Genomic DNA, 13,689 nt, shown 5'->3' on the forward strand with positions numbered 1-13,689 from the left:
AGCCCCGGTCCCCAGACCCGTCGTCGGCAGGCGCGGCACCACCGCCGCATCCGCCGCCCGCACATCAACCACAGGCCCCCGCAAGGAGCCCTCAGACGCGGGCCTGACCGGACATCACAGCCCACGCCCTCCCGCCCCCAAGTCCGATCGCCATCGGCACCCGCGACCGGTCGGCTCGGCCGCACTGCGCAGACGGCAGGCCCGTCAGTCCCCGGCCAGCCCCGCGGGCCCGCAGCCATGGTCACGCGCCCCGGTCGGCCTCGGGCGCCGCGACCGCCTCCGCGGCCGACACGCCAGCCGCGGACCGGACCGAGCACCGCCCGCGACCGGCCGAACGGCGTCGCCTCGATGCCGCCGGTGCCGCCTCCCGGAGGCTTCAGTCCCGGGCCAGGCCCAGGCGGGCCCGGAGGCCGGGGCCCGGGGTGCGGTCGTCGTCGGCCGCGGCGACCGCCGCCGCGCCCGCGGTGACCGTCTCGTAGACGGAGAGGATGTCCGCGCCGACGACCGACCAGTCGAAGCGCCGTACGTGTGCGCTGCCGCGCGCGCGGAGTTCGGCGAGGCGCTCGGGGTCGCCGAGAAGTCGTACGGCCGCGTCGGCCAGCGCGTCGGCGTCCTCGTTGGCGAAGAGTTCGCCCGCCTCGCCCTGGTCGAGGACCTGCGCGAACGCGTCGAGGTCGGAGGCGAGGACGGGGGCGCCCGCGGACATCGCCTCGACGAGGATGATGCCGAAGCTCTCGCCGCCGGTGTTGGGCGCGATGTAGAGGTCGACACTGCGCAGGAAGCGGGCCTTGTCCTCGTCGCTGACCATGCCGAGGAACTCCACGCGTGAGCGCAGCTCCTCGGGCAGCGACTGCACGGCCTCCTCCTCATCGCCGCGGCCCGCGATCAGCAGCCTGGCGCCGGGGCGCTCCGCGAAGATCCTCGGCAGGGCCCTCATCAGCACCGGCAGGCCCTTGCGGGGCTCGTCGATCCGGCCGACGAAGCCGAGCGTCCCGCCCTGCCACTCGGGTCTCGGCTCGGCCTTGGCGAAGAAGTCGACGTCGACACCGTTGGGGATGACGACGGCGTCCCCGCCCAGGTGCTCCACGAGGGTGCGCCGGGCGTACTCGCTCACCGCGATGCGCGCGCTGATCTTCTCCAGGGCGGCCTGGAGGATCGAGTACGCGGCGATCATCGCCTTGGAGCGCGGGTTGGAGGTGTGGAAGGTCGCCACCAGCGGCCCCTGCGCGGCCCAGCAGGCCAGCAGGCCGAGCGAGGGCGAGGACGGCTCGTGGATGTGGACGACGTCGAACGCGCCGTCGTGCAGCCACCGGCGCACCCGCGCGGCGCTCAGGAAGCCGAAGTTGAGCCGGGCCACCGACCCGTTGTACGGCACCGGGACGGCCCGGCCCGCCGAGACGACGTAGGGCGGCAGCGGGGTGTCGTCGTCGGCCGGGGCGAGGACGGAGACCTCGTGGCCGAGCCGGATGAAGTACTCGGCGAGATCCCGGATGTGGAACTGGACGCCGCCCGGCACGTCCCAGGAGTACGGGCAGACGATGCCGATCCTCACGCGGTCCCCCCGGCGGGAGAGCGCTCGGGATCGAGATCCTTGAGCCACAGCCGCTGCAGCATGTGCCAGTCCTCCGGATGGTCGGCGATCCCCGAGGCGAAGGCATCGGCCAGCGCCTGTGCCATGACAGACGTCTTTTCGGCGCGGGTGCCTGCCTCGGGCACCTCGATCGGCGGGTGGACCCGGCCCCGCATCACGGGCGAGTCGTCGTACCAGAGGGTCACCGGCAGCAGCAGCGCGCCGGTCTGCTGGGCGAGCAGGGCCGGACCCGCGGGGATGCGGGTGGCCTCGCCGAAGAACTGGACCTCGACGCCGGAGGACGACAGGTCGCGCTCGGCGACCAGGCAGACCAGGCCGCCGTCGCGCAGCCGCCGGGCGAGGGTGCCGAAGGCGGTGCCGCCGCTGTGCGGGAGGACCTCCATGCCGAGGCCCTCGCGGTAGGCGACGAACCGGTCGTACAGGGATTCCGGCCTGAGGCGCTCGGCGACGGTCGTGAACGGGGTCTCCAGCTTCGTGGTGACCCAGGCGCCCGCGAGGTCCCAGTTGGCCATGTGCGGCAGCGCCAGGATGACACCGCGGTCGGAGGCGATGCCGTCGGTGAGGTGGTGGACGTCCTCGGGGTCGAAGCCCGCCTTGACGCGTTCGGCGCTCCAGGCGGGCAGCCGGAAGGACTCCATCCAGTAGCGCAGGTAGGAGCGCATGCCCGCGCGGGACAGTTCGGCCAGCCGCTCGGGGCTCGCGTCGGGCAGCACGCGCGCGTAGTTGCTCTCCAGGCGCCGCACGCCCTTGCCGCGCCGCTTCCAGGCGAGGTCGGCGATGGACCGTCCGAGGCGGACGGCGACGGGTTCGGGGAGCTTCTTGACGGCGCCCCAGCCGAGCCCGTACATCGAGTCGGTGAGCCGGTCCCGGAGGGTCACTGCGCCGCCTCCCGCGTGGCCGCGGCCTCCGCCTCCTCGGACTCCCGGCGGACGGTGACGACCCGCTGGATCAGCGTGACCAGGCTGCCCACCGCGACGACCCACAGGGCGACGGGCAGCAGGTACTGGATGCCGGGCACGCCGAACGCGTGCAGGCCCGCGAGGCCGGCCGCGACCAGCGAGACCACGAGCCGCTCGGCCCGCTCGACGAGGCCGTTGACCGCGACGGGCAGGCCGATCGACTCGCCGCGCGCCTTGGTGTAGGAGACGACCTGGCCGCTGGCCAGGCAGAAGATCGAGACGGCGCACAGGACGTTGTCGTCGCCGTTGCCCGCGTACCAGAGGGCGAAGCCGCCGAAGATCGCGCCGTCGGCGACGCGGTCCAGGGTGGAGTCGAGGAAGGCGCCCCACCGGCTGGAGCGGCCGAGTTGACGGGCCATGTTGCCGTCGACGAGATCGGAGAACACGAAAAGCGTGATCACGATCGTGCCCCAGAAGAACTCGCCCCGGGGGTAGAAGACCAACGCGCCCGCGACCACCCCGGCGGTGCCGAGGAGCGTGACCGTGTCCGGGCTGACTCCCCGGCGGATGAGAAACGCGGCGAACGGTGTGAGGACACGCGTGAAGAATGCACGCGCGTACTTGTTCAGCATGGCCTTCCCGAGGGTCGGTGTGGCCGCGCGGCCCCTGCTGGCCACCGGCTGGCCCATCGTAGCCACGCGCGCGCTTGTACGACCGCCGGGCACCCGGGCCCCGTGTCACGTCCCCGTGGCATACGGGTAACGGCGGGATCGCGTCCGCTGTATGGACGCACCGTGACGGGAGTGGAAAGCTCGAAGCACCGCGGGCGTCACCGGAGCCGCCACCGCACGCGGCCGGTCGTGTCCGCGCCCACAGTGACCTCACCGTGCACGGGAGGCAAGGCCATGGGCGACAAGGCGAACGCACACCCCGGAGCCGCCGGCAGGGCAACAGCGGCCGACCACCCCGCGTCCGTACGGAATGTGGTGCTGGTCGGCCACTCCGGATCGGGCAAGACGACGTTGGTGGAGGCCCTCGCGCTGACCGCGGGGGCAGTGAACCGGGCGGGCCGCGTGGAGGACGGCGGCTCCGTCTCCGACTACGACGAGATCGAGCACCGGCAGCAGCGTTCGGTGCAGCTGTCCCTGGTGCCCGTCGAATGGGACGGCATCAAGATCAACCTGCTCGACACCCCCGGATACGCCGACTTCGTAGGAGAGCTGAGGGCCGGTCTGCGCGCGGCGGACGCGGCCCTCTTCGTCGTCTCCGCCTCGGACGGCGTGGACGGCTCGACGCGCATGGTGTGGGAGGAGTGCGCGGCGGTCGGGATGCCGCGCGCGATCGTGGTCACGCACCTGGAGGCCGCGCGCGCCGACTTCGAGGAGATGACCGGGATCTGCGCGCGGGCCTTCGGCGGCGACGACCCCGACGCGGTGCTGCCGCTGTACCTGCCGTTGCACGGCCCCCAGGGGCCCGACGGGCACGCGCCCGTGACGGGGCTGACCGGGCTGCTGTCGCAGCAGCTCTTCGACTACTCCTCCGGGGAGCGCAAGGCGTCCGAGCCGGCCGAGGAGCAGCTCCCGGAGATCGAGGAGGCCCGGAACCGGCTCATCGAGGGGATCATCGCGGAGAGCGAGGACGAGACCCTCATGGACCGCTATCTCGGCGGTGAGGACGTCGACGTCAAGACGCTCGTCGAGGATCTCGAACGGGCCGTCGCGCGGGGCGTGTTCCACCCCGTGCTGGCCGCCGCCCCCGCGGCCGAGGGCGCCAAGCAGGGCATCGGCACGGTCGAGTTGCTGGAGCTGATCACGCGCGGCTTCCCGACCCCGTTCGAGCACCCCACCCCGGGCGTCACCACGATCGACGGCAGGCCGCGCGAGATCAAGGCGTGCGACACCGAGGGCCCGCTGGTCGCCGAGGTCGTCAAGACGGCCTCCGACCCGTACGTGGGCCGGGTCTCGCTGGTCCGGGTCTTCTCCGGCACCCTGCGCCCCGACGAGACGGTCCACGTCTCCGGGCACGGGCTCGCCGACCGGGGCCACGAGGACCACGACGTGGACGAGCGGGTCGGCGCGCTGTCGACGCCGTTCGGCAAGCACCAGCGTCCGGTGACCCACGCCATCGCGGGCGACCTGGTGTGTGTGGCGAAGCTCAGCCGCGCGGAGACCGGCGACACCCTCTCCGCGAAGGACGACCCGCTCCTGATGGAGCCGTGGCAGATGCCCGACCCGCTGCTGCCGCTCGCCATCCGGGCGCACAGCAAGGCGGACGAGGACAAGCTCTCCCAGGGGCTGTCCCGGCTGGTCGCCGAGGACCCCACCATGCGGCTCGAACAGAACCCGGACACCCACCAGGTCGTCCTGTGGGCCCTGGGCGAGGCGCACGCGGACGTCGCGCTGGAACGGCTGCGCCACCGTTACGGCGTCCAGGTCGACGTCATCCCGCACAAGGTCTCCCTCCGGGAGACGTTCGCCGCCAGGTCGGGCGGGCGCGGACGGCATGTGAAGCAGTCCGGCGGCCACGGCCAGTACGCGATCTGCGAGATCGAGGTGGAGCCGCTGCCCGGCGGTTCCGGCATCGAGTTCGTGGACAAGGTGGTGGGCGGCGCGGTGCCCCGGCAGTTCATCCCGTCGGTCGAGAAGGGGGTGAGGGCCCAGGCCGCCAAGGGAGTCGCGGCCGGTTACCAGCTCATCGACGTCCGGGTGACCCTGCTCGACGGCAAGGCGCACTCCGTGGACTCCTCGGACGCCGCGTTCCAGACAGCCGGTGCGCTGGCGCTGCGGGAGGCGGCAGCGGACGCGAGGATCCATCTGCTGGAGCCGGTGGCCGAGGTGAGCGTCCTGGTCGGCGACGACTACGTGGGCGCCGTGATGAGCGACCTGTCCGGGCGGCGCGGCCGGGTCCTGGGCACCGAGCAGACCAGCGGGAACCGGACGGTCGTCAGGGCCGAGGTGCCGGAGATCGAGATCGGCCGGTACGCCGTCGACCTGCGGTCCCTGTCGCACGGCACGGCCCGCTTCAGCCGGTCCTACGCACGGCACGAACCGATGCCGCCGCAGCTCGCGGAGCGGATCCGCGAGGAGTCCGGGGACTCCTAGGACGAAGTGGCGGCGGGCGCCCGGCACTTGGAACCGGGCGTCCGTCAACACGCCCGTACGGAAGGCTTCCCTCCGGGTCGGCGGACGGCTTGTGCCGTCCGCCGACGAACGTCCGTGGCTGGCGATACGCTGATCACCTGATCAACAGGTGTGCGAAGCAAGCAAGTCGGGAAAGCCGCAGGAGCGGGAAGTGGCGGCGATCGGGGGCGGAATGACCGTTGATGCGAACTACGAGAGCGTCTTCGGACCTCAGGTGCCCCGCACCGGAGACGAGAGCCAGACGGCGACCTTCGCGCTCGCCTCGGTCGCCTATCGGGACGACAAGTACGACAAGATCACCGACGCCGACGGCGACTGGTACCAGACGAAGGTCAACAAGGGCCGCTCATGGGCCGGGACCCTCTTCGAGCCCAACCTCGGCGAGGCGTTCTCCCGCGCGGTGATCGACCGGATGATCGGCCCGGGCCGCAAGCCGCTGATCCAGTCCTTCGGCATGGAGCCCCAGATCGTCGTCGACCACTGCCTGGCGGCCTTCCGGCTGCGCCGGGAGCGGGACAAGCGGCTGAGCGCGGTCATGGTGCTGTGCGGGCTGCTGTTCCTGCCCGGGCTGCTGCTGTGGCTGACGGTCTTCTGGGTGCGCGGCATCATCGACAAGAACCCCAACAAGCGCGCCTCCGCGCTCGCCACGGCCCTGCTCGTCGGTGTGGGCGTGCTCGCCGTGATCTTCCTGCTCAAGCTGCCCTTCACCGGCTTCTGGGGCTGGTACGCACGCGCGTGCGTCGTCGTCCCGGTGCTGGGCTGGTTCTGGGCCAAGCAGATCTGCCTGAACGCGACGAAGGACCTGCGCTCCCGCTGGGACGGCCTGCTCTCGGGCAGCAGCGTCGGCGCCCAGGTGCCCGAGGCCGTGCCGAGCAGCCCCGGGGAGACGCAGGCCGAGCAGAAGCGGCAGTCGCTGGCCAAGCTGAGCGCCGAGCAGCAGTCCAACTCGGTGTTCTACGCCGGTCCCAAGGGCATTCTGGGCATGGGCACCCGCTGGGGCAGCTGGCAGCTCGCGGAGGACCTTCGGCCCGCCGATCCGAGCCGTGAGATCCACCCGTTCCGCAGCTGGGACGTGATCCGGGCCGTCCACGACCGGCTGCGGATGCTGGAGCGCAACACCATCAACACCGGCGGCTTCCCCAAGGCGTCCATACAGCACTGGATCGTGACGCCCATCGCGGAGAACGCCTCGGGCGTCTCCCGCACCGAGCAGTCCGCCGACATCGAGGCGTTCCGGCACCGCACCCACTCGATACAGGACATCTGCAACAAGCAGCAGTTCGGCAGCGGCGACCGGCACTACCTGGGCGTGCAGTGGGTGCTCTGGGACGGCCAGCTGATCCTCACCATGATGATCACCGTCACCGTGCTGCACGAGACGCTGCGGATCGAGGTCACCGGACACGCGCTGGGCCCGGTGAACGGGCTGTTCCAGGGCAAGCCCTCGAACCCCACGAAGTCCGTCCAGAAGGCGCACAAGCCGTGGGAGAACCGGACGGTCCAGCTTCCGCTGATCACCACGCAGGAGGTCGTGCGGCTGGCCGTGCGCGCTCCGCTGACCTGGTACCCGCCGCTGCTGAACTGGCTCGGCGGCACCATCTCCCTGCCCGAGCCGTTCGGCCTGCGGCACGTCTGGGCGGACAAGCCCTGGCGGCACCGCTTCATGGCCGACGACGCGATGCGCGCCGCGACACCCGTGCTGCGCGTGGTGCACGCGGCGGCCATCAAGGTCCTGGAGGAGAACGGCGTCGACACGGAGAAGTTCGGCAACCGCTCCTCGTTCCTCAGCGGCGCGGTCCAGGACCCGTCCCCGCGCAAGGCCGACCTGTACGACGCGTAGCCGCCGTACCAGGTCCGGCCTCCGGTCGTGGCCCGTGGCTCAGGCCGCGGGCCACGCCTCCGCGAGCATCTTGCGCGTGTCCGCGAGGAGCTGCGGCAGCACCCGCGTGTGGCCGACGACCGGCATGAAGTTCGTGTCGCCGCCCCAGCGCGGGACGATGTGCTGGTGCAGATGCGCGGCGATACCGGCGCCGGCCACCGACCCCTGGTTCATGCCGATGTTGAAACCGTGCGCCCCGGAGGCCGTGCGCAGCGCCGTCATCGCCTGCTTGGTGAGGGCGGCCAGCTCGACCGTCTCCGCGTCCGTCAGGTCGGTGTAGTCGGCCACGTGCCGGTAGGGCACCACCATCAGATGGCCGCCGTTGTACGGGTACAGGTTGAGCACCGCGTACACGTGCTCACCGCGCCGGACGACCAGACCGTCCTCGTCGGATTTCGCCGGGATCGAGCAGAAGGGGCAGCCGTCGTCGGCACCCGGGCCGGTCGGCTTGTTCTCGCCCTGGATGTAGGCCATCCGGTGGGGCGTCCACAGACGCTGGAACGCGTCCTGGGTCCCCACTCCCCACTGCTGCTCCGGCTCACTCGTCATGCAGTGCAGCATATGGCTTCGCCCGTTCGGGGCGTGTCGGCGGGGTTGCGGCGGCGCACCGCCGGGCCAAGCTGGGCGGGTGGACGATGACAGCACCAAGGCCCGCTGGGAGCGGCGCACCGAAGTCCCGCTCGCCGTGGCGTCGCTCCTGTTCCTCGCCTCGTACGCGGTCCGCGTGCTCGCCGACGGCCTGTCCGAGGGCTGGCACGACCTCTGTCTGACGGTGACGCTGGCCGCCTGGGCCCTGTTCGTCGCGGACTACGCGGTGCGCTGGCGGCTGAGCGGGGAAGGGCCGCGGTTCGTCCGCACCCACTGGCTGGACACGCTGGTCCTCCTCCTGCCGCTGCTGCGCCCGCTGCGGATCGTCAGGCTCTACGAGGCGGTACAGCGCCGGCACGGACGGCCCCGGCTGGCGCTGCACGCGCGCGTGATGGTGTACGCGGGGCTGGCGACCGCGCTGCTCGGCTTCGCCGGGTCCCTCGCCGTCTTCCAGGAGGAGCGCGGGGCCCCCGGGGCGACGATGCTGACCTTCGGCGACGCCGTGTGGTGGACGTGCGCCACGCTCGCCACCGTCGGCTACGGCGACGTCACGCCCGTCACGCCCATGGGGCGCCTGATCGCCGTCGGGATCATGGCCATCGGGCTGGCGCTGCTGGGCGCGGTGACCGGCACGTTCGCGTCCTGGCTGCTCCAGGTGTTCTCGCGGGAGGACGACGAGAGGCCCCCGGGGAGGTGAATCCCCCGGGGGCCTCTCGGAGCCGTTCGGCGGGCCGGGTCAGACCTGGACCCGCTCCTCGACGACCTTCGCGATCTTCGCGATGGCCTCGTCGAACGGGATGCCGTTCTCCTGGGAGCCGTCGCGGTAGCGGAAGGAGACCGAGCCCGCGGCCATGTCCTCGTCGCCCGCGATGACCATGAAGGGCACCTTCTGCTTCTGGGCGTTGCGGATCTTCTTCTGCATCCGGTCCGAGGACGAGTCCACGTCGACCCGCAGGCCCTGCTTCTTCGCCGCGGCGGCGAACCTGCCCAGGTACTCCACGTGCGCGTCCCCGATCGGGATGCCCACGGCCTGCACCGGCGCGAGCCACGCCGGGAAGGCGCCCGCGTAGTGCTCCAGGAGCACGGCGAAGAACCGCTCGATCGAACCGAACAGCGCGCGGTGGATCATGACCGGCCGCTGCTTGGTCCCGTCGGCGCCGGTGTACTCCAGGTCGAAGCGCTCGGGCAGGTTGAAGTCGAGCTGGATGGTCGACATCTGCCAGGTGCGGCCGATGGCGTCCTTGGTCTGCACGGAGATCTTCGGGCCGTAGAACGCGGCGCCGCCCGGGTCGGGGACCAGCGGCAGGCCCTGCTTCTCGGCGACCTGGCGCAGCGTTTCGGTCGCCTCCTCCCAGACCTCGTCGGAGCCGACGAACTTCTCCGGGTCCTTGGTGGACAGCTCCAGGTAGAAGTCGGTCAGACCGTAGTCGCGCAGCAGGCCGAGGACGAAGGTGAGCGTCTTGTCGAGCTCCTCCGACATCTGCTCACGGGTGCAGTAGATGTGCGCGTCGTCCTGCGTGAAGCCGCGGGCACGCGTGAGGCCGTGCACCACGCCCGACTTCTCGTACCGGTACACGGTGCCGAACTCGAAGAGCCGCAGCGGCAGTTCACGGTAGGACCGGCCACGCGCGTCGAAGATCAGGTTGTGCATCGGGCAGTTCATGGGCTTGAGGTAGTAGTCCACGCCCTCGTCGAGCTGCATGGGCGGGTACATGCCGTCGGCGTACCAGTCCAGGTGCCCGGACGTCTCGAAGAGCTTCCCCTTCGTGGCGTGCGGGGTGTAGACGAACTCGTAGCCCTCCTCCTCGTGCCGGCGGCGCGAGTAGTCCTCCATGACCCGGCGGACGATGCCGCCCTTGGGGTGGAAGACGGCGAGGCCGGAGCCGATCTGCTCCGGGATGGAGAACAGGTCGAGCTCGGAGCCCAGCTTGCGGTGGTCGCGCTTCTCGGCCTCGGCGAGGAAGTCCAGGTAGCCCTTGAGCTCCTCCTTGGACGGCCAGGCGGTGCCGTAGATGCGCTGGAGCATCGGGTTCTTCTCGCTGCCGCGCCAGTAGGCGGCGGCGTTGCGCATCAGCTTGAACGCCGGGATCGCGCGGGTCGAGGGCAGGTGCGGACCGCGGCAGAGGTCCTTCCAGCACAGGTCGCCGGTCTTGGCGTCGAGGTTGTCGTAGATCGTCAGCTCACCGGCGCCGACCTCGACGTCCGCGCCGTCGTCGCTGGACGCGGAGCCCTTGAGCCCGATCAGCTCCAGCTTGTACGGCTCGTCGGCCAGCTCCTCGCGGGCGGCCTCGTCGGTGACCACGCGGCGGGCGAACCGCTGCCCGCGCTTCTGGATCTCCTGCATCTTCTTCTCGACGGCCTTGAGGTCCTCCGGCGTGAACGGCTTCTCGACGTCGAAGTCGTAGTAGAAGCCGTCCTTGACGGGCGGGCCGATGCCCAGCTTGGCCTCGGGGAAGAGCTCCTGCACGGCCTGCGCCATGACGTGCGCGGCGGAGTGGCGCAGGATGTTCAGACCGTCCTCGGAGGAGATCTCGACACCCTCGACCGTCTCGCCGTCGGCGACGACGTACGCCAGGTCCTTCAGCTCGCCGCCCACTCGCGCGGCGATGACCGAGCGCTCGCCCGCGAACAGCTCGGCGGCCGTGGTGCCCGTCGTCACCGTGCGCTCTTCCCGCTCGGAATCGCGTTGGATGATCACACGGACGTCTGACACCGGTTTCTCCTGACTGAAGGTGGGGTGCGGCGCCATACCAGGAGCGCGCGCATGACGGGATCGTACCGACCCGCACCCGGGGAGGGCGAAATCAGCCCTCCTCACGGCCCCCGTGATCAGTCCTCGTCGTATGCCTCGCCGCAGGCCTCCTCGAAGAAGTCCCCCCTTGCCGCGTGCTCCTGGATCGACTTCATCAGCCGGTCCCGCTCCGCCTCGTCCACCTGGACCGGTACGACCCCTCCGGCACCGGTGATCCGGCGGAAGCCGCCCCGGCTCTCCAGCCGCCCGGTCAGGCGCACCGGCAGCCCGAGCAGGTGGGCGTGCCCGGCGATGCGGTACGCCTCCTCGTCGAGGGTGAGCCGCACGTGCGGGATGTCGGCACCGGCGATGACCCGCAGCCGTACGCTGCCCGCCCCGCGCGGCCCGGAGCGGCGCATCCGCACGACGGTGCCGGTGACACGGACGGGCACGGACGGCTCGTCGCGCAGGAACCGTGCCCCGGCCTCGCGCAGCACGGGCAGGTCGCCGGGCGAGAACTCGACGGGCTCCCCCGAGGCCGCGCACCCCTCGGGCACGCCTGCGGCGGGTGCCCACTCGACGCCGACACGGGCGCCCTCGGTGCCGCGCACGAGGGTGACCAGCGCCTCGGTGAGCTCGCGGCTGACGCCCGCTTCGACGGCGCCGTCGAAGGCGTCCATGCCACCGGTGGCCCGCTGGTAGTCGATGGCCTCGCGGGTGGCGCACAGGGCCTGGTGGAGGCGGACGGCGAGGGCGCGTCCGGCGGCGACGGGGACGAAGGAGGTGAGCCGCCCCGCGGTGGCCGCGCCGACGAGGACGCCGTCGAGCAGGGCGGCGGCGGCGCGCCGGTGCCGGGCGCCGTAGTACCCGGCCCGCGCGCGGGTGGCGAGGGCGCCCGCGAGGAGGGTCTGGCGGGCGGCGCCGCGCAGTTGTTCCTCGACGGTCCAGGGGGAGGCTCCGGCGGGGCCGCTGGGGACGTCGCGCCACCAGCGGATCTCGTCACTGGGCACGGCGAGCCCGACGAGCACCTCGCGCGCGGAGGGCGTGCCGCTGCGGGCGAGGGCGTCGAGCGCCTCGCCGAGCAGGTCGTCGCTGTCGGGGAAGGCCCGGCTCTCGGGCACCAGCAGGCTCGTCCCGCCGGTGCCCGGTCCCGGTGGGGTCCAGCGTCCGTAGCGGCCGGGGGCGCCGCCGCGCCGCTGCCAGCCGTGCCGGTGCAGGAGCGCGCCGAGGACGGCGGGGTCGACCTCGCCGGGTTCGGGGGCGCGGTCCCAGTCGGTGTCGCCGGGGTGCGGGCGCACGGGGCGCAGTACGTCCTCGGTGGGGCGGTGGGTCATGGCCTGCCTCCGGTCCCGACGCGCGTCATGATCTCGCACAGCGCCCGGTCGTCGAAGATGCGGGTGGTCGGGATGCGCACGGTGGTCCGGGTGCGGCCCGTGACCGGGTGTCCGGCGAGGTTGAGCCAGTAGCAGCAGTGCCTCAGGTCGAGCCGGTCGTGGCTGGCGCGCAGCCAGTCGTCCGGGGAGCGGGGCACGAGCATGACCACGAGGATCTTGTGCACGGACACCGGGGTGCGCGCGAGCTTGCGCAGATGGTCGTTGTCGAGCGTGAAGGAGAAGAACCGTCCCGGTGGGTTCGGCGCGACCTGGTAGGTGGCCTTGAGCTGCACCTTGATGGTGACCTCGTCGTCGACCGTGTGTCCGGGCGAGCCGTGGCTGACGTGCCAGTCGATGCCGTTGTCCGGGAAGGGCTGGGACAGCGAGCAGCCGGCCGCCGCCGCGACGGCGTGCAGATAGCCCACCTGCAAGGTCTCCATGCAGGCGGTGGTGGCGAGTGTGCCGCGATGGGGGCCCGTGCGTTCGGGCAGCAGCCCGCCCCGCTCGGGCTGCGCTATCGCCATGACCAACAGCCTTCCGCGTTCGAGGAATTCGCACCGCGAGTCGCTGAACTGCAAAGACCCGCATTCCTGTTGTGTCCTTCCGGCGTACGGCGCAAACAGCCCGGGTATCACCAAACAGGCAGAAGACGGTGCGTCAGTCTGCCGTGGTGAACGAGGGGTTGTGTAGGTATGACGAGCTGGTACGAGGGGCCTCTGGCCGCCTTCGACACGGAGACGACGGGCGTCGACGTGGAGACCGACCGGATCGTGTCGGCCGCCGTCGTCGTCCAGGACGCCCCGGGGACCCGGCCACGGGTCACCCGGTGGCTGGTGAACCCCGGCGTGCCGGTGCCCGAAGGGGCGACGGCGGTGCACGGGCTGACGGACGGACATCTCCAGCGCCACGGGCGCTGGCCCGCGCCGTGCGTGTACGAGATAGCCGAGCATCTGGCCGAACAGGCCTCCGCGGGGCGCCCGTTGGTGGTGATGAACGCCCCGTTCGATCTCACGCTCCTGGATCGCGAGCTGCGCCGCCACCGCGCCTCGTCGCTGGACCGCTGGTTCGAGTCGTCGCCGCTGCTGGTCCTGGATCCGCGGGTCCTGGACAAGCATCTGGACCGGTACCGCAAGGGCCGTCGCACGCTCACCGATCTGTGCGCGCACTACGAGGTGTCGCTGGAGGGCGCGCACGACGCGGGCGCGGACGCGCTGGCCGCGCTGGACGTCGTACGGGCGGTGGGGCGGCGGTTCGCGGCCCGGATGGAGCGGCTCAGCCCCGGTGAGCTGCACACGCTCCAGGCGGTGTGGCACGCGGCTCAGGCGCGGGGCCTCCAGGCGTGGTTCGCGCGCAGCGGGAGCGAGGAGGCGGTGGACCCGGCGTGGCCGCTGCGTCCTGACCTGCCGGCGGCGGCGTGACGTCCCGCGCCGCGCGGACAGCGCCGGGCGCATGAAAAAAGCCGGTCCGCGTGCTGCGGACCGGCCTTCT

General features: G+C 71.9%; 11 protein-coding genes. 4 read left to right on the top strand and 7 right to left on the bottom strand.

What is annotated here, in order from left to right; genetic code table 11:
- Positions 1-376: 376 nt before the first annotated feature.
- The 3 genes from ACIPSE_RS35210 to pgsA are packed head-to-tail and all read right to left on the bottom strand — an operon-like array spanning position 377 to position 3,179.
- On the bottom strand, positions 377-1,552 hold the full coding sequence (locus tag ACIPSE_RS35210; protein WP_401670924.1) for a glycosyltransferase family 4 protein: 1,176 nt from the start codon (positions 1,550-1,552) through the stop codon (positions 377-379).
- Positions 1,549-2,469 carry a phosphatidylinositol mannoside acyltransferase gene (locus tag ACIPSE_RS35215; protein ID WP_401670926.1) on the bottom strand — a complete coding sequence of 307 codons (921 nt, stop codon included), beginning with the start codon at positions 2,467-2,469 and terminating at the stop codon, positions 1,549-1,551. Before ACIPSE_RS35215 ends, ACIPSE_RS35210 begins: the two co-directional genes overlap by 4 nt.
- Positions 2,466-3,179 (bottom strand): phosphatidylinositol phosphate synthase, encoded by a 714-nt coding sequence (gene pgsA / locus ACIPSE_RS35220; RefSeq protein WP_401671308.1) that lies wholly within the window; start codon positions 3,177-3,179, stop codon positions 2,466-2,468. The genes ACIPSE_RS35215 and pgsA overlap by 4 nt, the downstream gene beginning before the upstream one ends.
- 216 nt (positions 3,180-3,395) lie before the next feature.
- On the opposite strand from pgsA, the gene ACIPSE_RS35225 reads away from it, so the two are divergent.
- Positions 3,396-5,591 carry an elongation factor G-like protein EF-G2 gene (locus ACIPSE_RS35225; RefSeq protein ID WP_401670928.1) on the top strand — a complete coding sequence of 732 codons (2,196 nt, stop codon included), beginning with the start codon at positions 3,396-3,398 and terminating at the stop codon, positions 5,589-5,591.
- Positions 5,592-5,802: 211 nt separating this feature from the next.
- The gene (locus ACIPSE_RS35230; RefSeq protein WP_401670929.1) at positions 5,803-7,470 is read left to right on the top strand and encodes a hypothetical protein; all 1,668 of its coding nucleotides are present in this window, start codon (positions 5,803-5,805) and stop codon (positions 7,468-7,470) included.
- A 39-nt stretch (positions 7,471-7,509) separates the two neighbouring features.
- Here ACIPSE_RS35230 and ACIPSE_RS35235 read toward each other — a convergent pair whose 3' ends face one another.
- The gene (locus ACIPSE_RS35235) at positions 7,510-8,070 is read right to left on the bottom strand and encodes an HIT family protein (protein WP_401670931.1); all 561 of its coding nucleotides are present in this window, start codon (positions 8,068-8,070) and stop codon (positions 7,510-7,512) included.
- Between the two features lie 67 nt (positions 8,071-8,137).
- Here ACIPSE_RS35235 and ACIPSE_RS35240 point away from each other — a divergent pair, with 67 nt between their 5' ends.
- Positions 8,138-8,794: a potassium channel family protein gene (locus ACIPSE_RS35240; RefSeq protein WP_401670933.1), complete on the top strand. Its 657-nt coding sequence runs from the start codon at positions 8,138-8,140 to the stop codon at positions 8,792-8,794.
- A gap of 39 nt (positions 8,795-8,833) precedes the next feature.
- Here ACIPSE_RS35240 and thrS read toward each other — a convergent pair whose 3' ends face one another.
- The 3 genes from thrS to ACIPSE_RS35255 all read right to left on the bottom strand — a co-directional run bounded on the left by thrS (position 8,834) and on the right by ACIPSE_RS35255 (position 12,725).
- On the bottom strand, positions 8,834-10,810 hold the full coding sequence (thrS, locus tag ACIPSE_RS35245) for a threonine--tRNA ligase (protein WP_401670936.1): 1,977 nt from the start codon (positions 10,808-10,810) through the stop codon (positions 8,834-8,836).
- 116 nt (positions 10,811-10,926) lie between these two features.
- The gene (locus ACIPSE_RS35250) at positions 10,927-12,162 is read right to left on the bottom strand and encodes a hypothetical protein (protein WP_401670939.1); all 1,236 of its coding nucleotides are present in this window, start codon (positions 12,160-12,162) and stop codon (positions 10,927-10,929) included.
- Positions 12,159-12,725: a DUF4365 domain-containing protein gene (locus tag ACIPSE_RS35255; protein ID WP_401670942.1), complete on the bottom strand. Its 567-nt coding sequence runs from the start codon at positions 12,723-12,725 to the stop codon at positions 12,159-12,161. The genes ACIPSE_RS35250 and ACIPSE_RS35255 overlap by 4 nt, the downstream gene beginning before the upstream one ends.
- A gap of 168 nt (positions 12,726-12,893) precedes the next feature.
- Between ACIPSE_RS35255 and ACIPSE_RS35260 the strand changes: the two genes are divergently transcribed.
- Positions 12,894-13,619 carry a 3'-5' exonuclease gene (locus ACIPSE_RS35260; protein ID WP_401670945.1) on the top strand — a complete coding sequence of 242 codons (726 nt, stop codon included), beginning with the start codon at positions 12,894-12,896 and terminating at the stop codon, positions 13,617-13,619.
- The last annotated feature ends 70 nt before the right edge of the window (positions 13,620-13,689 follow it).

Source organism: Streptomyces sp. NPDC090106 (genome assembly GCF_044747265.1).
In the GTDB taxonomy this organism is placed as follows: Bacteria; Actinomycetota; Actinomycetes; order Streptomycetales; family Streptomycetaceae; genus Streptomyces.

Excerpts from the sequence above, each read along its gene's own strand:
- pgsA (WP_401671308.1), bottom strand. The coding sequence starts at position 3,179 with ATGGGCCAGCCGGTGGCCAGCAGGGGCCGCGCGGCCACACCGACCCTC.
- ACIPSE_RS35225 (WP_401670928.1), top strand. The coding sequence starts at position 3,396 with ATGGGCGACAAGGCGAACGCACACCCCGGAGCCGCCGGCAGGGCAACA.
- ACIPSE_RS35230 (WP_401670929.1), top strand. The coding sequence starts at position 5,803 with ATGACCGTTGATGCGAACTACGAGAGCGTCTTCGGACCTCAGGTGCCC.
- ACIPSE_RS35235 (WP_401670931.1), bottom strand. The coding sequence starts at position 8,070 with ATGCTGCACTGCATGACGAGTGAGCCGGAGCAGCAGTGGGGAGTGGGG.
- ACIPSE_RS35250 (WP_401670939.1), bottom strand. The coding sequence starts at position 12,162 with ATGACCCACCGCCCCACCGAGGACGTACTGCGCCCCGTGCGCCCGCAC.
- ACIPSE_RS35255 (WP_401670942.1), bottom strand. The coding sequence starts at position 12,725 with ATGGCGATAGCGCAGCCCGAGCGGGGCGGGCTGCTGCCCGAACGCACG.
- ACIPSE_RS35260 (WP_401670945.1), top strand. The coding sequence starts at position 12,894 with ATGACGAGCTGGTACGAGGGGCCTCTGGCCGCCTTCGACACGGAGACG.